Source organism: Thiohalorhabdus sp., assembly GCF_036628635.1.
GTDB lineage: Bacteria > Pseudomonadota > Gammaproteobacteria > Thiohalorhabdales > Thiohalorhabdaceae > Thiohalorhabdus.
In genome coordinates, this window is sequence record NZ_JAZKRM010000019.1 from 23,971 (window position 1) to 44,704 (window position 20,734).

Below are 20,734 nucleotides of genomic sequence, written 5' to 3' on the forward strand. Positions count from 1 at the left end.
GGCAACGGACTGGGGGATGCCTTGGCCGATCGATCCGCCGGGCGCCGGCTGCTGCTGTTCGCCGCCGCCGTCCTGGGCACTGCCGCCATCGCCGCCGCCCCCCGCCCGGACGGCCTGGCCCTGGAGGGCCAGTACGCCCTGGCCACCCTGTTCTTCGCCGCCTTCCTGTGGGTCACCGCCGCCCTGCCGCTGGCAGTGACCGCCCTGGCCATCCCGGTGGTCCTCACCGTGCTCGGCGTCCACGCCGACATGGAGCCGGCCCTGGCCGGCTTTGCCGATCCCCTGATCTTCCTGTTCCTCGCCGGCTTCATGCTCGCCAGCGCCCTGCAGAAATACCGCATCGACCGCCGCATCGCCCTGCGGCTGATGGCGCTCATGGGCACCTCGCCCCGGCTGCTGGTGCTGGCGGCGGAGGGCCGACTGGATCCGGCCGGCCGCCGAGTGGCGTGGATCTTCGCGGTGATCGCCGGGTTGTGGGTGCTCGGCGGGCTGGACTTCCTCACCGCCGGGATCCTGCCCTAGGCGGTTCAGACCACCCTGTTCGGGGGCGACGGCGCCACCCTGCTGGGGACCACCGACGGCCATCAGGGCATCCTTTACTATGTGGTGGTAGGCCTGACCGCCATACCCGCCCTGGTGCTGGCCGACACCATGGACTGGGACGAGCTGGCCGACATCGACTGGGGCACCCTTCTTCTGTTCGGCGGCGGCATCGCCCTGGCCGACGCCTTCGCCAAGACCGGCGCCCCCGCCTGGCTGGGGGAGAGCTTCTTCCAGGCCCTGGTGGGCGCACCCATCATGCTGGTGGTTGCGGCGGTGGTGCTGCTGGTGATCTTCCTCACCGAGGTCACCTCCAACACCGCCACCGCCACCATCCTCGCCCCCCTGCTGGTGGGCCTGGGCGGCATCCTGGCCGGCACCCTGGGCCTGTCCGAGCAGGCCGCCGCGGTCTTTCTGGCGGTCGCCGGTGGCGTCGCCGCCAGCTTCGCCTTCGCCCTGCCGGTAGCCACGCCGCCCAACGCCATCGTCTTCGGCGCCGGCCACCTGCGCCAGGCCCACATGATGCGTGCCGGCATCGTGCTCAATCTGGTCATGACCGCTGTTCTCACGGTCCTGATTACCGCGCTGTTTTACTGGGTGTGGCCGGGGGTACTGTGGTAAGTTCTGCCGGAGTTTTAAGTGTTAAGTTTAAAGTTTTAAGGAACGGCAAGGCCCGGCCGGTCCGGGGGTTTCACTTGAAACTTAACACTTAAAACTTAAAACTTGCCGCCTGGAATCCCATGCCCGACGACCCCGCCCGCGATCCGCTGACCGGCGCCCGCATCCTGCTGGGCGTGACCGGGTCGGTGGCCGCCTACAAGACACCGGATCTGGTGCGCCGGCTGCGGGGTGCGGGGGCGGAGGTGCGCGTGGTGCTGAGCCGGGGCGGTTGCGAATTCGTCACCCCGCTAGCGCTGCAGTCGGTAAGTGGCGAGCCCGTTCGGACGGAGCTGCTGGATCCGACCGAGGAATCGGCCATGGACCACATCGCCCTGGCCCGGTGGGCCGACCGCCTGCTCGTCGCCCCTGCTTCGGCCGACTCCCTGGCGCGGCTGAGCCAGGGGCGGGCCGACGACCTCTTGGGGGCTGTCTATCTCGCCACCGATGCCCCGGTTTCGGTCGCCCCCGGTATGAACCACCGCATGTGGGCCCATCCCGCAACCCGGCGCAACGCCGACCAGCTAGCCGACGACGGGGTGGATCGGATCGGCCCGGCGGCCGGGGACCAGGCCTGCGGGGAGGAAGGCGAGGGCCGCATGGCCGAGCCCGAAGTCATCGTCGAGCACCTGCGCCGCCACCTGGCCCCCAAGCCACTGGCCGGCCGGCGCGTGCTGGTAACCGCCGGGCCCACCCGCGAGCCCGTGGACCCGGTGCGTTTCCTGTCCAACCGCTCCACGGGGAAGATGGGCTATGCCGTGGCGGCGGCCGCTGCCGAGCTGGGGGGCGAAGTCACCCTCGTGACGGGGCCCACCCACCTGCGCGACCCGGAAGAGATTACGGTGGTACCGGTGGAGACCGCCGAGGCCATGGCGGCAACGGTGCGTGACCGGCTGAGCGAGGCCGATCTGTTCGCCGCGGTGGCCGCGGTGAGCGACCACCGACCCGAGGAGCGGCTGGCGAGCAAGCGCAAGGGCAAGGAGGCCTTCGAGCTGGCCCTGACCCCCACCCCGGACATTCTGGCCGAGGCGGCCGGTCGCAACGACCGCCCACTCATCCTGGGATTCGCCGCCGAAACGGAGTCCGCCCTGGCCTCCGGTAGAGACAAACGTCGGGCCAAGGGTGGGGACTACCTGGCGGTGAATGATATCAGCCGCCCTGATGCCGGATTCGGGACCGAGACCAACCGCCTGACCCTGATCGGTCCCGAGGGTGAGCAGGCTCTGCCCTTCGGCAGCAAGCGAGAGGTGGCCCGGGCCCTGCTCAAGCGTCTGGCAACCGAGCTGGCGGGGAGAGCTTAGTAACCGCAAAGGCGCCTTCGCCGACTCTGCTGTCCATTCATCCGCAACAGGACTTGCCCATGCCCGACACCCCTATCGAAGTGCCGGTCCAACGATTGGACCACGCCGCCGACCTGCCTCTGCCCGAATACGCCACCGCCCACGCCAGCGGGCTGGATCTGCTTGCGGCGCTGGACGAGCCCTTGACCCTGGAGCCAATGGCCCGGGCCCTGGTCCCCACGGGTCTGGCCATGGCCCTGCCCCCCGGCCACGAGGCCCAGGTCCGGCCGCGCTCGGGCCTGGCCGCCAAGTCCGGGATAACTGTGCTCAACACCCCGGGCACCATCGACGCCGACTACCGCGGCGAGGTAAAGGTGATCCTGATCAACCTGGGTGACGAGCCGGTGACCTTCCAGCGCGGCGACCGTATCGCCCAGCTGGTTGCGGCGGTGGTCACCAGGCTGGCGTGGCGGGAGGCGAATGACCTGGCTTCTTCCGAGCGAGGGTTGGGTGGCTTCGGTTCCACCGGCGCCTGATCCATGGGGGACGATTCCCTCCAGCCTGGCCGAGGCCTAGAATGGCCTCGCCAGATGGGGCAGCTAGTGTCCGGATAAAGGCCCATGGGCCGATTAAGCCGCACCTACTGCGGCCCTTCCTCCTGCCCGACCGCCAGTCTGTCCGGGAAGCCTTGGTGATGGCCGGCGTCGCAGGGGCGCGGCCCCGCTCCTGTTTGCGGCCGTCCTCTCCCTGGGCGTGGTTACTGTCATTACGGCTCTGTTATGGGCCGCGATTGGGTCCAGCTTCCTTGGACGGCGCTACTACGCTTTCTGCGCCCAGTCCCCGGAGCCCACGGCATCCGACCAGGCCTTGGGCCGAAGTCGCAACTTGGCCCCTGGGTGCGGCGACCAGCACGCCCTTCAGCTGTTCCGCAGCGCCATCGACGAATCGCAGGAATCCCTGTTCTTTATCGACGCCGACAGCGGTCGCCTTCTGGATGCCAACGAGGGGGCCTGCCGGTGGAGGTCACCACCCGGCTGGTGAGCTTTCAGGGCCGCGAGTACGTCGTCTCGGTAGCCCGTTACATCAGCAAGCGTAAGGCCAGGGAAGCCGAGCTAGACCAGCTGGCGAGCACCGATCCCCTCACCGGTGCTGCCAACCGGCGCCACTTCTACCAATTGCTGGACCATCAGCTCCATCTGCGCCGGCGTTACGGCACGCCGGTATCCCTGGTTCCAATCGACATCGACCCCCTTCAAAAGGGTTAACGACCGTTATGGCCCCGAGGTGGGCGACCAGGTCCTGATCCAGTTTGTCCGGACGATTGGAAGCCTCCTGGGGCAATCGGACACCCTGGCCCGAACCGGTGGCGAGGAGTTCGTGATCCTGGCGCCCCAGACCGAGCGCGAGAGAACCTAGCACCTTGCTGCCAAAGTGGCCGATACCGTTCGGGGTTCACAGTTCGAGGAGACAGGCTGGATCACAGCGAGCTACGTGGTGGCCGAGACCCAACCGAGCGACGAGCGCGACGAGCTTCTCCGGCGCGCCGACCAAGCCCCGCAGAGGGCAAAGAGCACCGGCGGAGATCGGGTCGAGACAGTCTAATCCGCCAGTAAAATTAGACGATTGCCGGGGTGTTCCAGGGCAGCAAACGCGACTGCCGGTAACCCTTTTGCGCGTTTACTACCAAAACCCCGCCGCCCATTAAGCCCTCCGAGCCCGTCAGGAGCGGGGAAGCGTCACCCCCGCCTGCCCCATGTATTTGCCGGCGCGGTCGGCATAGCTCACCTCGCAGGCTTCATCCGACTCCAGAAACAGGATCTGGGCTACCCCCTCGTTGGCATAGATCTTTGCCGGCAGCGGGGTGGTATTGGAAAACTCAAGGGTGACGTGGCCCTCCCATTCCGGCTCCAGCGGCGTAACATTGACGATGATGCCGCAGCGGGCGTAGGTGGACTTGCCGATGCAGACAGTTAGCACGTCGCGGGGGATGCGCAGATATTCCAGAGTCCGGGCCAGGGCAAAGCTGTTGGGCGGAATGACGCACTCCGGGCCCTTGAAGTCCACGAAGCTGTCCTCGGAGAAGGCCTTGGGATCCACCATGGCGTTGCGCACGTTGGTGAACACCTTGAATTCATCGGCAACCCGGATGTCGTAGCCGTAGCTCGACAGCCCAAAGGAGATGACCTTGTCGCCGTTGTCGTCGGCCTTGATCTGACCGTCGACGAAGGGCTCGATCATGCCGATTTCCTGCGACATCTGGCGGATCCAGCGGTCGGACTTGATGGCCATGACGCGTCTCGCCTCGCTCGCGTGAATTCGATCCCTCGCCGGTGCGACCCGGAAACAGCGCTCATTCTAGCAGGGCCGGCGCAGCGTGCCGCCACCCGCAAAAAGCCCGGCGCTCGCACGCCGGGCCGGTAGCGTTTCCCGTTTCAGCTGGGCCTAGTCGGCCTGGATGGAGATATTGGGGAACTTGTGGGAATGGTCCTCGGCTTGTTTGGCGATCTCCACGGCCACCGCGTTGGCGATGGTCATATAGATCTCCGCCTGGCGGGAATCGGGAGCCGCCGCCACGGTGGGATGGCCATTGTCGGCCTGTTCCCGGATGGCGGCATCGAGCGGCACCGCACCCAGGTAGGTTACCCCGTAGTCATTGGCGAAGGACTCGCCGCCGCCGTGGGAGAAGATGTCGGTCTCCTCGCCGCAATGCGGGCAGATGAACAGCGACATGTTCTCCACGATGCCCAGGCTGGGCACGCCCACCTTCTCGAACATCTGGAAGCCGCGGCGGGCGTCGAGCAGCGCGATATCCTGGGGCGTGGAGACAATCACCGAGCCGGTCAGCGGCACCTTCTGCGACAGGGTCAGCTGGGTGTCGCCGGTTCCCGGGGGCAGGTCCACCACCAGGTAGTCCAGCTCGCCCCAGTTGGTATCGCCGATGAGCTGCTCCAGCGCCTGCATGACCATGGGTCCGCGCCACACCATGGGCGTCTCCTCGTCGATGAGGAAGCCGATCGACATGGCCTTGAGCCCGTAGGCCTCCTTGGGCTCCAGGGTCTTGCCGTCCTTGGAGGTGGGCTTGCCCGACACTCCCAGCATGCGCGGGATGGACGGCCCGTAAATGTCGGCGTCGAGGATACCGACGCTGGCGCCGCACTGGCCCAGACCTAGCGCGAGGTTGACGGCCGTGGTGGACTTGCCCACGCCGCCCTTGCCCGAGGCCACTGCTATGACGTTTTTGACACCCTCCAGTAGCTGGACACCCTGCTGCACCTGATGGGTCTGGATGTGGGGCTCGGCGTTCATAGAGACCTTCTTGACCCCTTCCAGGCCCTCCACCGCCTCGCGGCACCGCTCGGCAACCGTTTGGCGCGAGGGGCACAGCGGCGTGTCGGGCTCGAAGCTGAACGCCACCTTGTTCTTGGTTACCTGCAAATCGTGAATAAAGCCCAGGGTAACCACGTCCTTGTCATTAAAGTCGGGATCGGTGACCTGACCTAGCGCTTCCCAGATGGCTTCTTCCGTCGGCGTTGCCATGGCCTAGACTCCTTGCCAAACGCGATTCTTTACCCGACCCTATTAGTCGGGTTTTAGGGTCTGTTTTTTCGGATCCGCGTGGACCGTAAGGGAACCATGTTACTATCCCCGGCGTCGGCTTGAAACGGCTCCCACGGCCGGGTTGTCGGTTGACGCCTGATTTAGCTGTTTCTAATATAACAGATTCCACGCCCTCATCGAAGCCGCGGCCGTCCCCGTTGCGGCGGGAGCGTGCCGCCCTCGGGGGGTCCGGCCACAAGGCGGGCAACCATGAGCCACTACCTGGCGATCCTCCTGGGCACGGTCCTGGTAAACAACTTCGTTCTGGTGAAGTTCCTGGGCCTGTGCCCGTTCATGGGGACTTCGCAGCGCCTGGAGACGGCCACCGGCATGGCCCTGGCCACCACCTTCGTGCTAACCCTTGCGGCTGTATCCTCTTGGGTGGTGGATAACTTCCTCCTGCAACCTTTCGGCGTGGGCTACCTGCGCACCCTCGCCTTCATTCTACTGATTGCCGCCATCGTGCAATTTGTGGAGATGGTGGTGCGCAAGACCAGCCCCCTGCTGCACCAGGTGCTGGGAATCTTCCTGCCCTTGATCACCAGCAACTGCGCCGTCCTGGGTGTGGCCTTGCTCAATCAGCAGCAGGGCCACGGGTTCCTGGAGAGCGCCGTATACGGCTTCGGCGCCGCCGTGGGATTCTCCCTGGTCCTGATCCTGTTTTCCGGCATTCGGGAACGAATCGCCCTTGCCGACATTCCTACACCGTTCAAAGGCATGCCCATCGCTTTGATCACGGCCGGGCTGATGTCACTCGGCTTCATGGGCTTTACCGGCCTGGTCCGGATCTAGCTGGCTGCCGTTTCGTATAGATACCGAAAGGGGTCATTAACCCCATGTGGGCTGCAATTCTCATACTTGGCGGCCTATCCCTAGCCATCGGACTGTTCCTCGCCTTCGCCTCTCGCAAACTGGCGGTGGAAAAGGATCCGCTGGTGGAGGAGATCGACGCCCGTCTTCCGCAGACCCAGTGCGCCCAGTGCGGCTACCCGGGCTGCAATCCCTATGCCGAGGCCATCGCCCGCGGCGAAGCGGAGATCAATCGCTGTCCCCCGGGCGGCCAGGAGACCGTCGAGTCCCTGGCCGAGCTGCTGGGAGTGGAGCCGCCCAGTCTGGAAGGCGAGGAGCGCCCGCCGTCGGTGGCCATTATCGAAGAGGACAAGTGCATCGGCTGCACCCTGTGCATCCAGGCCTGTCCGGTGGACGCTATCGTGGGGGCGCCCAAGCAGATGCACACGGTCATCGAGGACGCCTGTACCGGCTGCGAGCTATGCCTGGAGCCGTGCCCGGTGGATTGCATCTACATGGAGCCCATCCCCGAGACCCTGGAGAATTGGCGGTGGCGCCATCCCGAAAAGCAGGAGGCCATCCGCGACGAGGCGAGCCAAAAGGTGGTGACGGCCGGTGGCTGAACAGCATACGCCCATCCTCCCGGCGTTCTTCCCCGGCGGCATCGAGCCGGAGGAGCACAAGGAGCTCACCAGCGAGTCGCCCATCCGACGGCTGCCGGTGCCGGACGTCCTGCACGTGCCCCTCAAGCAGCACATCGGCAATCCCGCTCAGGCGTTGGTCAAGGCTGGGGACCATGTCCGCAAGGGAGACGTCATCGGCAAGCCGGAAGGGTTCGTGTCCGCCCCCGTCCACGCCCCTACCTCCGGAACCGTCACTGCCATCGAGGACTACCCGGCCCCTCACCCCTCCGGGCTAAACGGGCCGACCGTCCACCTGGAGGCGGACGGCCGGGACGAATGGACCGAACTCGACCCCCGGCCCGATTTCCATAAGCTAGGGCCCGCCGGCATCCGGGGCCGCATCCGGCAGGCCGGTTTGGTGGGCATGGGGGGCGCCGGCTTTCCCACCTTCGTCAAGCTCAACCCTGGGCCCGACCGGGCCGTGGACACGATCATCCTCAACGGTGGCGAGTCCGAGCCCTACCTCACCTGCGACGACCGGCTCATGCGTGAACGCCCCAAAGAGATCCTCCACGGGGCTTCCATCATCGGCTATACCGTGGGCGCTAAGCGCATTGTGGTGGCCATCGAGGCCAACAAGTGGCAGGCCATCTCCGCCATGCTAGGAGCTTCCGTAGGCTGGCCACAGATCGAAGTGGTTGCCGTGGAGAACCGCTACCCCATGGGTGCCGAGAAGCAGCTCATCCTCTCGGTCACCGGGCGGGAGGTTCCCAGCGGTCGTTTGCCGGCGGACGTCGGGGTGCTCAACCAGAATGTCGGCACCGCCTATGCCACCTACCGCGCCATCGTCCTCGGAGAGCCCCTGATCGAGCGCGTGGTCACGGTCAGCGGCGAGGCCATCCGCGAACCCGCCAACCTGGAGGTGCGTTTCGGTACCCCAATCGAGACCATAGCAGCAGCCTGCGGCGGCTATGCCGATCTGGGTCGGCTGATCATGGGCGGGCCGTTTGTTGGCTCGGCTCTGCACAACACCGATCCGCCGATGGTCAAGGAGACCAACGGGCTGATCTTCCATGCCCGGTCGCAAGTCCCCAACGAACCGGTTATGCCCTGCATCCGCTGTGGGGCCTGCGTCGAGGCCTGCCCGGTTAGCCTGGTGCCCAACGAGATGTATCACCTGGCCCGCAACAAGGAGTTCGAGCGGGTACAGGACTACGATCTGTTCGACTGCATCGAATGCGGCTGCTGCGCCTGGGTCTGCCCCTCCAACCTGCCGCTGGTGCACTACTATCGCTACGCCAAGAGCGAGATTCAGGCCAAGGAGCGGCAGAAGGAGGTAGCCGACATCGCCCGGCGCCGGACCGAGGCCCGAGATGCCCGGCTCCGGCGGGAGAAGGAGGAGAAGGAGGCCAAGCGCCGCGCCAAGAAGAAGCAAACTGACGCCGCCAAGGCCGAATCCGACACGACGGATCCGCGGGAGGAGGCCGCCCGTAAGGCCGCCGACAAGCGCCGCCGCATGCGCGGCAAAAGCCCGCAGTCAAGCGACGACGGCAATGATGCCGAGGAAGGCGACGCCGAGGGTCCGGGTACCGCGGCCACCAGCGACGAATCGAACCAGCGCTAAAGGTCTCGCATGGCCCAAGCCCAATCCCGGACACCGAGCCTGGCTGTTCCTAGCTCCCCCCACGACCACGGTGGGGGGAGCGTCAGCTCGGTGATGACGGCGGTCATCATTGGCCTGGCCCCGGTATCTCTTTATTCGGTGTATCTGTTCGGCTGGCCCGTGCTGTTCCTCTTGGTGGTCACTTTGGCCGCGGGGCTTGCCACCGAAGCGGTCATGCTGCGGCTGATGGACCGGCCTGTGCGCCCCCATCTCCTCGATGGCAGTGCGACCGTCACCTGCCTGCTGCTGGGGCTTTCCCTGCCGGCAACAACACCCTGGTGGATCGCCGCCCTTGGTGCCGTTTTCGGGATCGGGGTGGGCAAGCAGCTGTACGGCGGCCTTGGTGCGAACCCCTTCAATCCGGCCATGATCGCTCGCGTCATGCTGCTCATCTCCTTTCCCAAGGAGTTGTCCACATGGCCGGCGATCAAGCCCCTTTTCTCAGGCCAAGCCCTGTCCTTCTCCGAAGGCCTGGGGGTGACCTTCGCCGGCGACAAGACCCCTGCACTACCCCCGGATGCGGCTTCGGCTGCAACCCCGCTGGGGCACCTGAAGACCGAGCTGACTATGAACCTGACGGTGGAGGAGATTCTCGGCCAGGGCTACAGCCACACCCAGGCCCTGTTCGGTTCCCTTTCCGGGAGCGCTGGCGAGACCTCCGCCGTGCTGGTCCTGTTGGGCGGGCTCTACCTGTGGTGGCGGGGCGTCATCGGCTGGCGGATCCCCGGTTCCATGATCGCAGGAACCGCCGCCATGGCACTGGTCTTTAATATTTACGACCCTTCTGCTTTTCCCGGGGTGGCCTTCCACCTGCTCAACGGCTCTTTGCTGTTCGGCGCCTTCTTCATCGCCACCGACATGGTCACCAGCCCCACCACCCCGCGCGGCCAGCTCGTATATGGGGCCGGCTGCGGGGTCCTTACGTACATCATCCGCACCTGGGGGGGCTATCCGGAAGGGGTCTCCTTCGCCGTGGTGCTAATGAATGCCGGGGTTCCCTTAATCGACCACTACACCCGGCCGCGCGTTTTCGGCAAGGAGCAGGCCGGAGGGCCGCCGGTGGGTAGCGAGGAATGAGGCAGTTAGGCCTTGTCGGCGGCATCCTGGCGCTCATTGCGGTGGTGGGGGCCGGGCTGCTGGCGGGAACCAAGCAAGTTACGGAACCGGTGATCCAGGCCAACCTGCGGGCGGATCGGCTCAAGCAGCTCAGCGAGCTGATCCCGCCCGAGCGTTTCGATAACGAGCTCCTCCGGGACACCTTGGAGGTTACCGACGCCGCCTACCTGGGCACCTCCGAGGCGGTAACCGTTTACCGCGCCCGCAAGGACGGCGAGCCCGTGGCGCTGGCCTTCCGGGTCATTGCACCCGACGGCTACAATGGCCGTATCGAGCTCCTGGTGGCCATCTGGAGCGACGGCGAGCTTGCCGGGGTGCGGGCCATCAACCACGCTGAAACGCCCGGTCTCGGGGACCAGATCGAGACCGGTAAGAACGATTGGATAACCCAGTTCGCCGGCCATTCCCTGGACAACCCGCCGCCGGAGGACTGGAAGGTTCAGAAAGACGGCGGCACCTTCGACCAGATCACCGGGGCCACCATTACCTCGCGGGCGGTAGTGAAGGCGGTTCGCCGGGCGTTGAAATTTTATGAGCTGCGTGACCCCGAAGCCCTTTTCGCCGAGAGCGACGGGGCCTCGGGCTCCAGCGCCGGATAAACCTCGGCCTTCGGCCTACCAAGGGAGAGACGGCATGAGCGAAGAGGTCAACCTCGAAGCCTTCAAGGAGGTCGGCCGTAAGGGGCTCTGGGACAACAACCCGGTCCTGACCCAGGTCTTGGGCCTATGCCCACTGCTCGCCGTCAGCGGTACCGCCGTCAACGGCATTGGCATGGGCATTGCAACCACAACCGTACTAACGGCTTCCGGGGCAGCGGTGGCCCTGGTTCGCAAGGCGGTTCCGGAGGAGGTCCGGATGCCCACCTTTGTCATCATCATTGCCTCCTTCGTTACCGCCATCGACCTGCTGATGAACGCCTACTTCCACGACCTGCACAAGGTCCTAGGCTTGTTCGTGCCGCTTATCGTTACCAATTGCGCCATACTGGGCCGGGCCGAGGCCTTCGCATCCAAGAATCCCGTGCCCTTGGCCACCTGGGACGGGTTCATGATGGGTCTGGGCTTCTCGGGCGTATTGGTAGCTCTGGGCATGATTCGCGAGGTTTTGGGCAGCGGCACCCTGTTCGCCGGTGCCGGCAACATGTTCGGCCCCGGCATGGCGTGGATGGAAACCACGGTATTCCCGGATTACAAGCCCTTCCTGTTGATGATTCTGCCCCCCGGGGCCTTCATTGTCCTCGGCTTTTTGATGGCCCTGAAAAATGCCATCGACGCCAAGCTAGAAGCTAGGCGGGAAGCCGCCCAGGCTACCCAAATGCCGCAGGCCCCTGAGATCAAACCCGAAGCGACGTAACCAAAAGCCGAGGCACCCATCATTAAGGCCTCCCGTTTGCCTGAGGCCTTTTTGGGGGTCCTTCTGGGTCACCTGGACTATTTTGGGTGTTGGGCTTGCGCCGGCGACCAAGCCACCGACGTCCCTTCGCCAGCATCCAGAGCATACCGAGCCGAATCTTCGCGGACTGCTACCTCGACCAAACCTAGGCTGTTGCCGTACCAGAAGGGCTCCCCCGGCGCAACGTCCCCGAAGGTCCTTGCGTAGCTTAGGTCCCGGTCCCGGACCCGGAGCCAATACCCGGTGTCCGCCGGAATCTGGAGGCCGGTCATCAGATTGCCATAGTGGTCGCAATAGATGATCTGGTCCCGACGGCTCGCAAGGCGGACCGGATGGGGTACGGACTCACCCAGTACCATGCGGTGGCCACGGGCAAGCTCCGCCGCCGCGGGAGCGAAGACATCCCGGCCATGGAAGGTGGCGGAGGCGGCCTCATGCCCCTTAACGTTCAACCGATAGGCAACCGCATCGGGCTCATCCAGGAGCGGCCCGAAAAGGCCGTTATCGGGACCCACAAGCCAGTGACCCCGGCTCCACAGGGCCAGCGTACCGCGGTCGGTTCCTACTCCGGGGTCGACGACACTAACCACCACCGCCTGTTCGGGTAAAAAGGGCAGCAAGGCCTCGAGCAGAAGACCCGCAGGGCCGGGGGCGAAAGCCGGCGCATAATGGTGAAGGTCGACCACCGATGTCCCCAAGGCCTTGGTCAACAGAGCAGCGTGCATCTGCCCCACGTAAGGATCGGTATTGCCGAAGTCGGTATACAAAGCGATTACGGGCTGCGACATGACCTTCTCTCTTTTCCCGCTCGTAAACGACGAGGGCCGGGCCCCTGAAAGGAGCCCGGCCCTCGTTTACCCCATGGGACGCAGTCTTATTCGGCCTCGCCAGCCTCCGGCCGGTCGACGAACTCTATAACCGCCATGGGCGCGTTATCCCCATCCCGGTAGCCAGCCTTGAGGATCCGGGTATAACCACCGGGCCGATTGGAGAAGCGGGGGCCCAGCTTATCGAACAGCTTGGCAACCGCCTTACGGTCCTGGAGCTTGCCGAAGGCCTGGCGTTTGCGGTGAACGCTGGATTCCTTGGCCTTCGTTACCAGAGGCTCCACATACCGCCGCAGCTCCTTTGCCTTGGGCACGGTCGTGGTAATGGCCTCGTGCTCGATTAACGACTTTGCCTGATTGCTCAGCAAAGCCTTGCGCTCGGATGCGCTGCGCCTGAGCTTGCGACCGGATTTGCGATGACGCATGACTCGAATCCCTTGATTGACTAGTCAGTAAGGCCGGTAGGGGCTAGGCGTTTCACTCGCGGCAGGCGATGATCGCCTCACCCGGCCTCCTGGCCGTCGTTCTCGCTCTCTCCCTCGGGCAGCTCGGGAAGATTCTCCGGCGGCCAGCTCTCCAGCTGCATACCCAGCGACAGCCCCATGGAGGCAAGCACTTCCTTGATCTCGTTGAGGGACTTCTTGCCGAAATTGGGAGTCTTGAGCAATTCCTGTTCCGTCCTCTGGACCAGGTCGCCGACGAAGTGGATGTTCTCAGCCTTAAGGCAGTTCGCCGACCGGACCGACAGCTCCAGGTCGTCCACCGACCGCAGGAGATTGGGGTCTACGCCCCTGCCCTCTCCCGGACGACCGCCACCGGGCTCGGAGGGCGCCAGGTCCACGAAAATGGTCAGCTGCTCCCGCAGCAGCTCCGCCGAACGCCGCACGGCCTCCTCGGCGGTGAGGCTGCCGTCGGTGTCCACTTCCAGGACCAGCCGGTCGTAGTCTGTAACCTGACCGATACGAGCATTCTCTACCTTGTAGGTGGCCCGGGTGACGGGGGTGTAGGTGGCATCTACCGGAATCACTCCGATGGTGGAGCTGCCGTCGTCTTCCCGGGTGGCAGCCGGCTCGTAGCCCCGGCCGCGGGCCACCGTGACCTCCATCTGCAACTGACCGCCCGAGGAGATGTGGGCGATCTCCAGATCCGGATTGATCACCTCCGCCCCCGTGGGTACATCGAAATCGGCGGCGGTCACCGCGCCCTCGGCGGTCCGATTCAAGCTCAGGGTCATTTCGTCGTGGTCCTCGGATAGGGCCACCGTCAGCCCCTTGAGGTTGAGGATGATGTCAACCACATCCTCGCGGACCCCCTCGATGGAGCCGAACTCATGGAGAACGCCCTCGATCTGCACCTTGGTAACCGCCGTACCCGGCATAGAGGACAGCAGTATCCGGCGCAGGGCGTTGCCCAGGGTATGCCCGTATCCGCGCTCGAGGGGCTCGAGGGTGACCTTGGCCCCTCGGTCCCCCAGGCTTTCGATTTCAATGTTGTCCGGTTTGATTAAGGCGTCCTGCATGGCCGCCACTCCGTTTCGCCAAACTGGTTTGCGATGGCGCGACTCGGGGCCGCTGCCATCCTTGGTCGGTCGACCGGGGGCCGGCGTCAGGCCGGCCCGTCACCTGCACTTACTTGGAATAGAGCTCAACGATGAGGTGCTCGTTGATGGCCGGGGAAAGATCGGCGCGCTCCGGAAGGGCCTTAACTGTGCCCTTGAAGTTACCGCCATCCACCTCGAGCCATTCGGGGCGACCTAGGTCATCGCTGCGCTGGACGGCGTACTGGATCCGGTCGTGATTGCGGGCATGGCTCACCACCGTGACTTCGTCACCCGTCTTAACCTGGTAGGAGGGCAGGTTAACCCGCGAGCCGTTGATTAGTATCTGGTTGTGACGGATCGCCTGGCGTGACTCGGAGCGGGACCCCGCGAAGCCCATGCGGAAGACGATGTTATCCAGACGCCGTTCCAGCAACTGGAGCAGTAGCTCCCCGGTATTTCCCTTGCGCCGGGCGGCCTCCTGATAATAGCGCCGGAACTGGCCTTCCATTACTCCGTAGGTGCGGCGGACCTTTTGCTTCTCCCGCAGCTGCAGGCCGTACTCCGATTGGCGCCGGCGACTCTGGCCCGCCTCCCCGGGCGGGTATGGCCGCTTCTCGATGGCGCATTTATCGGTGTAGCATTTCTCGCCCTTCAGGTAGAGCTTCTCGCCCTCCCGGCGGCACAGCCGGCACTTTGGACCCGTATACTTAGCCAAGGTTGTCTTCCCACCCCTCGTTGTTTGGTTACACCCGACGCTTTTTGGGCGGCCGGCAACCGTTGTGCGGCAGCGGGGTCACGTCGCGGATGCTGGAAATCTTGATGCCGGCCGCGTGGAGGGCTCGGACAGCGGACTCCCGGCCCGGCCCCGGCCCGTTCACCTCAACATCCAGGCTCTGGATGCCGTGCTCCTGCGCCGAACGCGCGGCCGCCTCGGCGGCCAACTGGGCGGCGAACGGCGTGCTCTTCCGGGAGCCCTTGAACCCGGTCGCCCCTGGGGTTGACCAAGCCAGGGTGTTGCCCTGACGGTCCGAGATATTCACCAAGGTGTTATTGAAGGTGGCCTGAATATGGGCCACCCCTTCGGCGATATTCTTTTTGACCTTCTTCCGGGTGCGGCTCTGGCGCCGCTGTTGCTTAGCCATTTCCCGTTACTGCCCCTCGTGGTATTCCCGTCACGCTAGCGATTGGCCGGCTTCTGCGGCCCCTTGCGGGTACGCGCGTTGTTTTTGGTCTTCTGGCCCCGCACGGGCAGCCCGCGCCGGTGACGCATCCCCCGATAGGACCCGATATCCCGCAGCCGCTTGATGTTCATGGAGACCTCGCGGCGAAGATCGCCCTCGACGCTGTACTCATTGACGGCATCGCGGATGGCGACCTCTTCGCTGTCAGTGAGGTCCTTCACCCGGGTATCGGCCGATACGCCGGCCTTATCCACAATTTTCATGGCGCGTTTGTCGCCGACCCCGTAGATGTAGGTGAGGGCCACCACTACCCGCTTGCGCACGGGGATATTGACGCCTGCAATGCGGGCCATAGCTCGTCCTCGTCTGGCTACTGATCGGGTTAGCGCTCGCTAGCTACGTACGAATTCGTCTCGCCGAGCCGGCGAGGGGTAAACGAACAATCTTAGGCGAAAAAAACCGACCTCGTCAACCTTGCCGCTGCTTGTGACGCGGATCCGAGCAAATCACACGGACCCGGCCGCGGCGCTTGATAACGCGGCAGTTACGACAGATCGGCTTCACTGAAGCGCGAACCTTCATCGGTATGCTCCCCTTCCTTTAGGGCGAAAAGCGGAACTCGGTCGGGCCGGGACCTTACTTGGCCCGGTAGGTAATCCGGCCCCGGTTCAGGTCGTAAGGCGTTAGCTCCACCGTAACCCGGTCCCCGGGCAGGATCCGGATGTAGTTCTTGCGCATCTTTCCAGAGATGTGAGCGATCACTTCGTGGCCATTTTCCAGCTCCACCCGGAAGGTGGCGTTGGGCAGGGTCTCCACCACTTCGCCCTGCATCTCGATGGTGTCTTCCTTGGCCATTGTCTGCCTTTACTTCCCTTCGATGGCCTGCAGGATCCTGGCGCGAACCGTCTCGGGATCCTGGTCGCCGTCGACCTTGCGGTAAATGCCCTGCTGCCGGTAATACTCCACCAGCGGTTGGGTGCGCTCCTGGAACACCGCCAAGCGCGACCGAACCGTTTTTTCCTGGTCGTCCTCGCGCTGGAACAGTTCGCCGCCGCACAAATCGCAGACGCGATCCTTGGCCGGAGGATTAAACCGGGTGTGGTAAGTGGCGCCGCAGTCACGGCAGATGACCCGCCCCGACAAACGCTTCACCAGCAACTCGTTGTCTACATCGATATGGACCACGTGGTCCAGCTTTTGGCCGATGGCGGCGAGCATGTCGTCTAGGGCTTCGGCTTGCGCCACGGTGCGGGGGAAGCCGTCGAGGATATAGCCTTCGCCGGCATCCGGCTGCTGCAGGCGATCCCGGATTATGCCCACCATGATCTCGTCAGGAACGAGGTCCCCGGCATCCATGTAGGATTTGGCCTTTTGGCCGAGCTCGGAACCTGCCTTGACCGCGGCCCGCAGGATGTCGCCGGTGGCGATCTGGGGAATGCCCAGCTCCTCCGCGAGCATCTGGCCCTGGGTGCCCTTCCCCGCCCCGGGGGGGCCGAGCAGTACCATGGGGGGCATCAGCTGCGTCCACCTTTCAAACGGGCCTTCTTCATGAGGCCTTCGTATTGGTGCGTGACCAGATGCGACTGGATCTGATTGGCCGTATCCATGGTCACGGCCACGATGATCAACAGAGAGGTGCCACCGAAATAGAACGGCACATTCCACTTGACCATCAAGAACTCGGGCAGCAGACAGACCAACGTGACATAGATTGCGCCGAAGAAAGTCAGTCGGGTCAGCACGCGGTCGATGTAGTTAGCCGTTTGCTCCCCGGGCCGGATTCCCGGGATAAACCCGCCGGATTTCTTCAAATTATCGGCTGTATCCCGCGGATTGAACACAATGGCAGTGTAGAAAAAGCAGAAAAAGATGATCGCCACCGAGTAAAGCACCACGTACAGAGGCTCACCCGGCCGAATGGCCTGGGAGATCTCCTGCAGCCAGCCCATGCCCTCGGCGCTGCCGAACCAACCCGCCGCCGTTACCGGGAACAGGATGATGCTGGACGCGAAAATGGGCGGTATCACACCGGCCATGTTCACCTTCAGGGGCAGGTGGGTGCTTTGGCCCCCGAACATCTTCTGGCCCACCTGGCGTTTGGCGTACTGAATGGTAATTCGCCGCTGGCCCCGTTCGACGAACACGATACCACCAATTACGGCTAGAGCTCCCACCAGCAGGAACAGGACGAACAAAGGCGAGAATTCGCCCGTGCGGGCCAATTCGAGCGTATTGTAAAGCGCCGAAGGCAGCCCCGAGACGATGGCGGCGAAAATGATCAGGGAAATGCCGTTACCGATGCCTTTTTCGGTAATGCGCTCGCCCAGCCACATCAGAAAGGCGGTGCCGGCCACCAGGGTAAGTACCGTATTGGCACGGAACGCCCAGCCCGGATCAATCACGACATCACCGCCCTGCATGCCCTCCAGGGCCACCGATACACCCATCCCCTGGAAGGCCGCCAGGCCAATGGTCAGGTAGCGGGTGTAGATATTGATCTTACGCTGGCCCGATTGGCCTTCCTTCTTCAGCTGCTCGAGCTTGGGGGACACCACCGTGCCCAGCTGAAGGATAATGGAGGCCGAAATGTAGGGCATGATCCCCAGAGCGAACACGGTCAGCCGGGACAGCGCACCCCCGGAGAACATATCGAACATGCCCAGCATGGAACCCTGCTGCTGCTCGAAGAACTGGGCCAGAGCCTGCGGATCGATTCCCGGGGTAGGGATGTGGGCGCCAATGCGGTAAACGATCAGGGCGCCCAGCACAAACAGGATACGGCGTTTGAGTTCGCTGATCTTGGTCAGGTTACCGACCTGGGCCAGCCCCCCGAGGTTGCTCCCGACCGCCACGGCTTACTTCTCTTCCACGCTGCCGCCGGCAGCCTCGACCGCCTTGCGCGCGCCAGCGGTAACCTTGGTCAGCTTCACCGTGACCATGCGTTCCAGCTCACCCGAGCCGAGCAGCTTGGCCCACTTGTCCGCACCCTTCATCAGACCGGCCCGACGCAGCTCCGTTTCGGTCACTTCGGTGCCGTCGGCGAAGCGATTGAGCTCATCCAGACGGATTTCCTTGTGCCGCTCGGCGAACTTGTTGTGGAAGCCGCGTTTGGGCACCCGCCGCTGCAGTGGCATCTGGCCGCCCTCGAAGCCGGCCTTGACGCCCCCACCGGAGCGGGCCTTTTGACCCTTGTGGCCCTTCCCGGCGGTCTTGCCCCAACCCGAGGATCGTCCTCGGCCGACGCGATGGCGTTGGCTTCGGCTGCCCTTGGCGGGCTTAATCTGGTTGAGCTTCATTGGGCGTCCTCGATTTCCACGAGATGGTCAACGGAACGGGCCATACCCCGAACTTGGGGCGTGTCCTCGCGCTCCACGGTATGATTAAGCCGCCGCAAGCCCAGGCCCCGGATGGTGGCCCGGTGCTTGGCCTTGGCACCGATAAGGCTCTTCTTGAGCGTGAGTCGAATGGTTCCCGCCATGGTTGCTAGCTCCACACTTCGTCGACGGGCTTACCGCGCTTGGCCGCCATGCGTTCGGGACTCATCATCCTGTCCAAGGCGTCGAAAGTGGCGCGGACGACGTTGATGGGGTTCGATGAGCCATGGGACTTGGCCAGCACGTCCTTGATGCCCATAACCTCCATCACGGCACGCACCGGCCCCCCGGCGATAATGCCGGTACCCGGGCTTGCCGGCTTGAGCAGGACCCGGGCGCCGGCGTGGGTCCCTTCCACTGTGTGGTACAGAGTGTCGCCGCTAAGATCATAGCGCCGCATGGCCTTCCGGCCCTGGTCCATGGCCTTGGCGATGCCATCCGGCACCTCACGGGCTTTGCCCCGGCCGAAACCGACCTTGCCCGCGCCGTCGCCGACGACGGCAAGCGCGGCGAAGCCGAACTGCCGACCACCCTTGGCCGCCTTGGCCACGCGGTTGATATGGACCAGTTTCTCGTTGAGATCGTCTGCCGGGGAATCGGCTTTGGGGTTCGCGCCTGCCACTACCGTCTCCTATCCGTTAGAACTTGAGGCCGTTCTCGCGAGCGGCTTCGGCCAGGGCCTTGATCCGGCCTTGGTACTTAAAGCCGCTGCGGTCGAAGGCCACGTCCTCGACCCCGGCCTCCTTGGCGCGGTTGGCGATGGCCTCCCCCACCTTTTGGGCGGCATCGGTATTGCCGCAATGGGCGGTATCGCCTGCCACGCCCTTGTCCAGGGTGGATGCGCTGGCCAGGGTGTGACCATGGCCGTCATCGATCACCTGGGCGTAGATGTGATTCGCGGACCGGAAGACCGAAAGGCGGGCCTTGCCCTGCTCCCGGATCTTCATACGGGCCTTTTGGGCCCGCCGATGCCGCCGCTTAAACTTGTTGTTGTCGCTCATGGCTCCGCCTACTTCTTCTTGGCTTCCTTGCGAATGATCCGCTCGTCGCTGTACCGGATGCCCTTGCCCTTATAGGGCTCGGGAGGCCGCATGGCCCGGATATCCGCCGCCACCTGGCCCACCAGTACCTTGCTGGCGCCGCGAACCACCACATTGGTTTGACCTTGCACCTCGACGTTGACCCCATCAGGGATTCCATAAGCAACCGGGTGGGAAAAGCCCAGTTGCAGATTTAGGGTGCTTCCCTGGACGTCCGCCCGATAGCCGACGCCGGTAATCTCCAGGCGGCGCTCGAAGCCCTGGCTCACCCCATGGACCATGTTGTCCAGGATCGAGCGCATGGTTCCTGCGAAGGCCACGGCCTTCCGGGAATCTTCCCGGGGACGGAAGCGAAGGGTCCCCTCCTCCTCCTCGACCTTCACGGTGGGATGCAGGTCCTGTTCCAGCTCGCCCTGGGGGCCTTTTACGCGAACGGCCTCGCCGTCGAGGCTGACCTCCACCTCTTCGGGCAATCGAACCGGGGCGTTTGCGATTCGGGACATGGCTCGGTTCCCCTTAGTGGACGGTGCAGAGGAGTTCGCCGCCGATGTTCTCCGCCCGCGCCTGCCTGTCGGTCATGACCCCCTTGGAGGTGGTCAGAATGACCACACCCAGGCCATTCAGCACCTTGGGAATTTCATCCGCCTTGGCGTACTGACGCAGACCGGGACGGCTCGCCCGCTGCAGGTTGGCAATGACCGGCTCGCCTTGAAAGTACTTGAGCTCGATGGTGAGGGTCGTTTTGTTGCCCTCCTCGATCTCCTGGTACCCGGCGATAAAGCCCTCCTCCTGAAGGATGCGGGCAATGGCGGTCTTCTGCTTGGAGCCGGGCATGGACACGGTGTGCTTCTCGGCCATCTGGCCGTTGCGGATCCGTGTCAGCATGTCGGCAATCGGATCGGTCATGCTCATTGATTCATCCTCACCTACCAGCTGGACTTCACGACGCCCGGGACTTCCCCTTGCAGGGCATGCTTACGGAGACACAGCCGGCACAAGCCGAACTTGCGGTAATAGCCGCGCGCACGACCGCAATTACTGCAGCGGTTGTACTCCCGCACCTTGAACTTCTGCTTGCGCTTGGCCTTGGCGATTAGGGATTTGCGTGGCACAGC

Annotated in this window: 31 protein-coding genes and 1 pseudogene; 13 read left to right on the forward strand and 19 right to left on the reverse strand. The window is 64.3% G+C overall.

From position 1 onward, the window contains the following. Positions 1-72 precede the first annotated feature (72 nt). The 7 genes and pseudogenes from V5A19_RS14365 (at position 73) to V5A19_RS07985 (ending at position 4,079) form a co-directional block, all read left to right on the forward strand. Positions 73-1,161 (forward strand): annotated as a pseudogene (locus tag V5A19_RS14365) (SLC13 family permease). A gap of 119 nt (positions 1,162-1,280) precedes the next feature. Beyond that, complete coding sequence (gene coaBC / locus V5A19_RS07960; RefSeq protein WP_332318626.1) at positions 1,281-2,498, forward strand: bifunctional phosphopantothenoylcysteine decarboxylase/phosphopantothenate--cysteine ligase CoaBC; 1,218 nt, start codon at positions 1,281-1,283, stop codon at positions 2,496-2,498. Positions 2,499-2,557: 59 nt separating this feature from the next. Beyond that, the gene (gene dut, locus V5A19_RS07965; protein WP_332318627.1) at positions 2,558-3,013 is read left to right on the forward strand and encodes a dUTP diphosphatase; all 456 of its coding nucleotides are present in this window, start codon (positions 2,558-2,560) and stop codon (positions 3,011-3,013) included. Between the two features lie 349 nt (positions 3,014-3,362). After that, complete coding sequence (locus V5A19_RS07970; protein ID WP_332318628.1) at positions 3,363-3,518, forward strand: hypothetical protein; 156 nt, start codon at positions 3,363-3,365, stop codon at positions 3,516-3,518. Then, complete coding sequence (locus V5A19_RS07975; protein WP_332318629.1) at positions 3,494-3,742, forward strand: GGDEF domain-containing protein; 249 nt, start codon at positions 3,494-3,496, stop codon at positions 3,740-3,742. Before V5A19_RS07970 ends, V5A19_RS07975 begins: the two co-directional genes overlap by 25 nt. 19 nt (positions 3,743-3,761) lie before the next feature. Further along, positions 3,762-3,893, forward strand: coding sequence for a diguanylate cyclase domain-containing protein (locus V5A19_RS07980; protein ID WP_332318630.1), 132 nt, complete (start codon positions 3,762-3,764; stop codon positions 3,891-3,893). Between the two features lie 15 nt (positions 3,894-3,908). Then, a complete protein-coding gene (locus V5A19_RS07985; RefSeq protein ID WP_332318631.1) occupies positions 3,909-4,079 on the forward strand; it encodes a hypothetical protein in 171 nt (56 codons plus the stop codon). A 117-nt stretch (positions 4,080-4,196) separates the two neighbouring features. On the opposite strand, the gene dcd is transcribed toward V5A19_RS07985, so the two are convergent. Together dcd and apbC are read right to left on the reverse strand one after the other, a co-directional pair. Then, the gene (gene dcd, locus V5A19_RS07990; RefSeq protein WP_332318632.1) at positions 4,197-4,766 is read right to left on the reverse strand and encodes a dCTP deaminase; all 570 of its coding nucleotides are present in this window, start codon (positions 4,764-4,766) and stop codon (positions 4,197-4,199) included. Positions 4,767-4,919: 153 nt separating this feature from the next. Then, on the reverse strand, positions 4,920-6,014 hold the full coding sequence (gene apbC / locus V5A19_RS07995) for an iron-sulfur cluster carrier protein ApbC (RefSeq protein WP_332318633.1): 1,095 nt from the start codon (positions 6,012-6,014) through the stop codon (positions 4,920-4,922). Positions 6,015-6,284: 270 nt separating this feature from the next. Between apbC and rsxA the strand changes: the two genes are divergently transcribed. Genes rsxA through V5A19_RS08025 form a run of 6 tightly spaced genes read left to right on the forward strand, consistent with a single transcriptional unit; the run spans position 6,285 to position 11,618 of the window. Beyond that, entirely contained in the window at positions 6,285-6,866 is a 582-nt protein-coding gene (gene rsxA, locus V5A19_RS08000) for an electron transport complex subunit RsxA (RefSeq protein ID WP_332318634.1), read from the forward strand. Positions 6,867-6,910: 44 nt separating this feature from the next. After that, positions 6,911-7,486, forward strand: a complete 576-nt coding sequence (gene rsxB / locus V5A19_RS08005) for an electron transport complex subunit RsxB (RefSeq protein WP_332318635.1) — start codon at positions 6,911-6,913, stop codon at positions 7,484-7,486. Then, positions 7,479-9,110 carry an electron transport complex subunit RsxC gene (rsxC, locus tag V5A19_RS08010; RefSeq protein ID WP_332318636.1) on the forward strand — a complete coding sequence of 544 codons (1,632 nt, stop codon included), beginning with the start codon at positions 7,479-7,481 and terminating at the stop codon, positions 9,108-9,110. Before rsxB ends, rsxC begins: the two co-directional genes overlap by 8 nt. A gap of 9 nt (positions 9,111-9,119) precedes the next feature. Continuing rightward, on the forward strand, positions 9,120-10,226 hold the full coding sequence (locus V5A19_RS08015; protein WP_332318637.1) for an RnfABCDGE type electron transport complex subunit D: 1,107 nt from the start codon (positions 9,120-9,122) through the stop codon (positions 10,224-10,226). Beyond that, positions 10,223-10,864 (forward strand): electron transport complex subunit RsxG, encoded by a 642-nt coding sequence (gene rsxG / locus V5A19_RS08020; protein ID WP_332318638.1) that lies wholly within the window; start codon positions 10,223-10,225, stop codon positions 10,862-10,864. The genes V5A19_RS08015 and rsxG overlap by 4 nt, the downstream gene beginning before the upstream one ends. A 34-nt stretch (positions 10,865-10,898) precedes the next feature. Beyond that, positions 10,899-11,618: an electron transport complex subunit E gene (locus tag V5A19_RS08025; protein WP_332318639.1), complete on the forward strand. Its 720-nt coding sequence runs from the start codon at positions 10,899-10,901 to the stop codon at positions 11,616-11,618. Between the two features lie 77 nt (positions 11,619-11,695). On the opposite strand, the gene V5A19_RS08030 is transcribed toward V5A19_RS08025, so the two are convergent. The 17 genes from V5A19_RS08030 to V5A19_RS08110 form a co-directional block, all read right to left on the reverse strand. Further along, positions 11,696-12,445, reverse strand: a complete 750-nt coding sequence (locus V5A19_RS08030; RefSeq protein ID WP_332318640.1) for an SAM hydrolase/SAM-dependent halogenase family protein — start codon at positions 12,443-12,445, stop codon at positions 11,696-11,698. A gap of 86 nt (positions 12,446-12,531) precedes the next feature. Next, positions 12,532-12,909, reverse strand: coding sequence for a 50S ribosomal protein L17 (rplQ, locus tag V5A19_RS08035; RefSeq protein ID WP_332318641.1), 378 nt, complete (start codon positions 12,907-12,909; stop codon positions 12,532-12,534). Between the two features lie 77 nt (positions 12,910-12,986). Beyond that, positions 12,987-14,003: a DNA-directed RNA polymerase subunit alpha gene (locus V5A19_RS08040; protein ID WP_332318642.1), complete on the reverse strand. Its 1,017-nt coding sequence runs from the start codon at positions 14,001-14,003 to the stop codon at positions 12,987-12,989. A gap of 109 nt (positions 14,004-14,112) precedes the next feature. Then, positions 14,113-14,739, reverse strand: a complete 627-nt coding sequence (gene rpsD, locus V5A19_RS08045) for a 30S ribosomal protein S4 (protein WP_332318643.1) — start codon at positions 14,737-14,739, stop codon at positions 14,113-14,115. A 28-nt stretch (positions 14,740-14,767) separates the two neighbouring features. Further along, complete coding sequence (rpsK, locus tag V5A19_RS08050; protein WP_332318644.1) at positions 14,768-15,166, reverse strand: 30S ribosomal protein S11; 399 nt, start codon at positions 15,164-15,166, stop codon at positions 14,768-14,770. Positions 15,167-15,201: 35 nt separating this feature from the next. After that, the gene (rpsM, locus tag V5A19_RS08055; protein WP_332318645.1) at positions 15,202-15,558 is read right to left on the reverse strand and encodes a 30S ribosomal protein S13; all 357 of its coding nucleotides are present in this window, start codon (positions 15,556-15,558) and stop codon (positions 15,202-15,204) included. A 115-nt stretch (positions 15,559-15,673) separates the two neighbouring features. Further along, a complete protein-coding gene (rpmJ, locus tag V5A19_RS08060; RefSeq protein ID WP_332318646.1) occupies positions 15,674-15,787 on the reverse strand; it encodes a 50S ribosomal protein L36 in 114 nt (37 codons plus the stop codon). A gap of 54 nt (positions 15,788-15,841) precedes the next feature. Further along, positions 15,842-16,060, reverse strand: coding sequence for a translation initiation factor IF-1 (infA, locus tag V5A19_RS08065; RefSeq protein WP_332318647.1), 219 nt, complete (start codon positions 16,058-16,060; stop codon positions 15,842-15,844). 9 nt (positions 16,061-16,069) lie between these two features. After that, a complete protein-coding gene (locus V5A19_RS08070; RefSeq protein WP_332318648.1) occupies positions 16,070-16,720 on the reverse strand; it encodes an adenylate kinase in 651 nt (216 codons plus the stop codon). Next, positions 16,720-18,057 (reverse strand): preprotein translocase subunit SecY, encoded by a 1,338-nt coding sequence (gene secY, locus V5A19_RS08075; protein WP_443081430.1) that lies wholly within the window; start codon positions 18,055-18,057, stop codon positions 16,720-16,722. The genes V5A19_RS08070 and secY overlap by 1 nt, the downstream gene beginning before the upstream one ends. A 3-nt stretch (positions 18,058-18,060) precedes the next feature. Beyond that, positions 18,061-18,501, reverse strand: coding sequence for a 50S ribosomal protein L15 (gene rplO, locus V5A19_RS08080; RefSeq protein WP_332318649.1), 441 nt, complete (start codon positions 18,499-18,501; stop codon positions 18,061-18,063). Next, positions 18,498-18,683 (reverse strand): 50S ribosomal protein L30, encoded by a 186-nt coding sequence (gene rpmD / locus V5A19_RS08085; protein WP_332318650.1) that lies wholly within the window; start codon positions 18,681-18,683, stop codon positions 18,498-18,500. The genes rplO and rpmD overlap by 4 nt, the downstream gene beginning before the upstream one ends. A 5-nt stretch (positions 18,684-18,688) precedes the next feature. Continuing rightward, on the reverse strand, positions 18,689-19,201 hold the full coding sequence (rpsE, locus tag V5A19_RS08090) for a 30S ribosomal protein S5 (protein ID WP_332318651.1): 513 nt from the start codon (positions 19,199-19,201) through the stop codon (positions 18,689-18,691). A gap of 16 nt (positions 19,202-19,217) precedes the next feature. Next, positions 19,218-19,580: a 50S ribosomal protein L18 gene (rplR, locus tag V5A19_RS08095; protein WP_332318652.1), complete on the reverse strand. Its 363-nt coding sequence runs from the start codon at positions 19,578-19,580 to the stop codon at positions 19,218-19,220. A gap of 8 nt (positions 19,581-19,588) precedes the next feature. Next, complete coding sequence (rplF, locus tag V5A19_RS08100; protein WP_332318653.1) at positions 19,589-20,122, reverse strand: 50S ribosomal protein L6; 534 nt, start codon at positions 20,120-20,122, stop codon at positions 19,589-19,591. 13 nt (positions 20,123-20,135) lie between these two features. Next, the gene (gene rpsH / locus V5A19_RS08105; RefSeq protein ID WP_332318654.1) at positions 20,136-20,531 is read right to left on the reverse strand and encodes a 30S ribosomal protein S8; all 396 of its coding nucleotides are present in this window, start codon (positions 20,529-20,531) and stop codon (positions 20,136-20,138) included. Between the two features lie 14 nt (positions 20,532-20,545). Further along, entirely contained in the window at positions 20,546-20,731 is a 186-nt protein-coding gene (locus V5A19_RS08110; protein WP_332318655.1) for a type Z 30S ribosomal protein S14, read from the reverse strand. Positions 20,732-20,734: the final 3 nt, after the last annotated feature.

What these genes read in the sequence shown, in the direction of transcription:
- coaBC (WP_332318626.1), top strand. Translation starts at nt 1,281, where the DNA reads ATGCCCGACGACCCCGCCCGCGATCCGCTGACCGGCGCCCGCATCCTG.
- dut (WP_332318627.1), top strand. Translation starts at nt 2,558, where the DNA reads ATGCCCGACACCCCTATCGAAGTGCCGGTCCAACGATTGGACCACGCC.
- dcd (WP_332318632.1), bottom strand. Translation starts at nt 4,766, where the DNA reads ATGGCCATCAAGTCCGACCGCTGGATCCGCCAGATGTCGCAGGAAATC.
- apbC (WP_332318633.1), bottom strand. Translation starts at nt 6,014, where the DNA reads ATGGCAACGCCGACGGAAGAAGCCATCTGGGAAGCGCTAGGTCAGGTC.
- rsxA (WP_332318634.1), top strand. Translation starts at nt 6,285, where the DNA reads ATGAGCCACTACCTGGCGATCCTCCTGGGCACGGTCCTGGTAAACAAC.
- rsxB (WP_332318635.1), top strand. Translation starts at nt 6,911, where the DNA reads ATGTGGGCTGCAATTCTCATACTTGGCGGCCTATCCCTAGCCATCGGA.
- V5A19_RS08015 (WP_332318637.1), top strand. Translation starts at nt 9,120, where the DNA reads ATGGCCCAAGCCCAATCCCGGACACCGAGCCTGGCTGTTCCTAGCTCC.
- rsxG (WP_332318638.1), top strand. Translation starts at nt 10,223, where the DNA reads ATGAGGCAGTTAGGCCTTGTCGGCGGCATCCTGGCGCTCATTGCGGTG.
- V5A19_RS08025 (WP_332318639.1), top strand. Translation starts at nt 10,899, where the DNA reads ATGAGCGAAGAGGTCAACCTCGAAGCCTTCAAGGAGGTCGGCCGTAAG.
- V5A19_RS08030 (WP_332318640.1), bottom strand. Translation starts at nt 12,445, where the DNA reads ATGTCGCAGCCCGTAATCGCTTTGTATACCGACTTCGGCAATACCGAT.
- rplQ (WP_332318641.1), bottom strand. Translation starts at nt 12,909, where the DNA reads ATGCGTCATCGCAAATCCGGTCGCAAGCTCAGGCGCAGCGCATCCGAG.
- V5A19_RS08040 (WP_332318642.1), bottom strand. Translation starts at nt 14,003, where the DNA reads ATGCAGGACGCCTTAATCAAACCGGACAACATTGAAATCGAAAGCCTG.
- rpsK (WP_332318644.1), bottom strand. Translation starts at nt 15,166, where the DNA reads ATGGCTAAGCAACAGCGGCGCCAGAGCCGCACCCGGAAGAAGGTCAAA.
- rpsM (WP_332318645.1), bottom strand. Translation starts at nt 15,558, where the DNA reads ATGGCCCGCATTGCAGGCGTCAATATCCCCGTGCGCAAGCGGGTAGTG.
- rpmJ (WP_332318646.1), bottom strand. Translation starts at nt 15,787, where the DNA reads ATGAAGGTTCGCGCTTCAGTGAAGCCGATCTGTCGTAACTGCCGCGTT.
- infA (WP_332318647.1), bottom strand. Translation starts at nt 16,060, where the DNA reads ATGGCCAAGGAAGACACCATCGAGATGCAGGGCGAAGTGGTGGAGACC.
- V5A19_RS08070 (WP_332318648.1), bottom strand. Translation starts at nt 16,720, where the DNA reads ATGCCCCCCATGGTACTGCTCGGCCCCCCCGGGGCGGGGAAGGGCACC.
- rplO (WP_332318649.1), bottom strand. Translation starts at nt 18,501, where the DNA reads ATGAAGCTCAACCAGATTAAGCCCGCCAAGGGCAGCCGAAGCCAACGC.
- rpmD (WP_332318650.1), bottom strand. Translation starts at nt 18,683, where the DNA reads ATGGCGGGAACCATTCGACTCACGCTCAAGAAGAGCCTTATCGGTGCC.
- rplR (WP_332318652.1), bottom strand. Translation starts at nt 19,580, where the DNA reads ATGAGCGACAACAACAAGTTTAAGCGGCGGCATCGGCGGGCCCAAAAG.
- rplF (WP_332318653.1), bottom strand. Translation starts at nt 20,122, where the DNA reads ATGTCCCGAATCGCAAACGCCCCGGTTCGATTGCCCGAAGAGGTGGAG.
- rpsH (WP_332318654.1), bottom strand. Translation starts at nt 20,531, where the DNA reads ATGAGCATGACCGATCCGATTGCCGACATGCTGACACGGATCCGCAAC.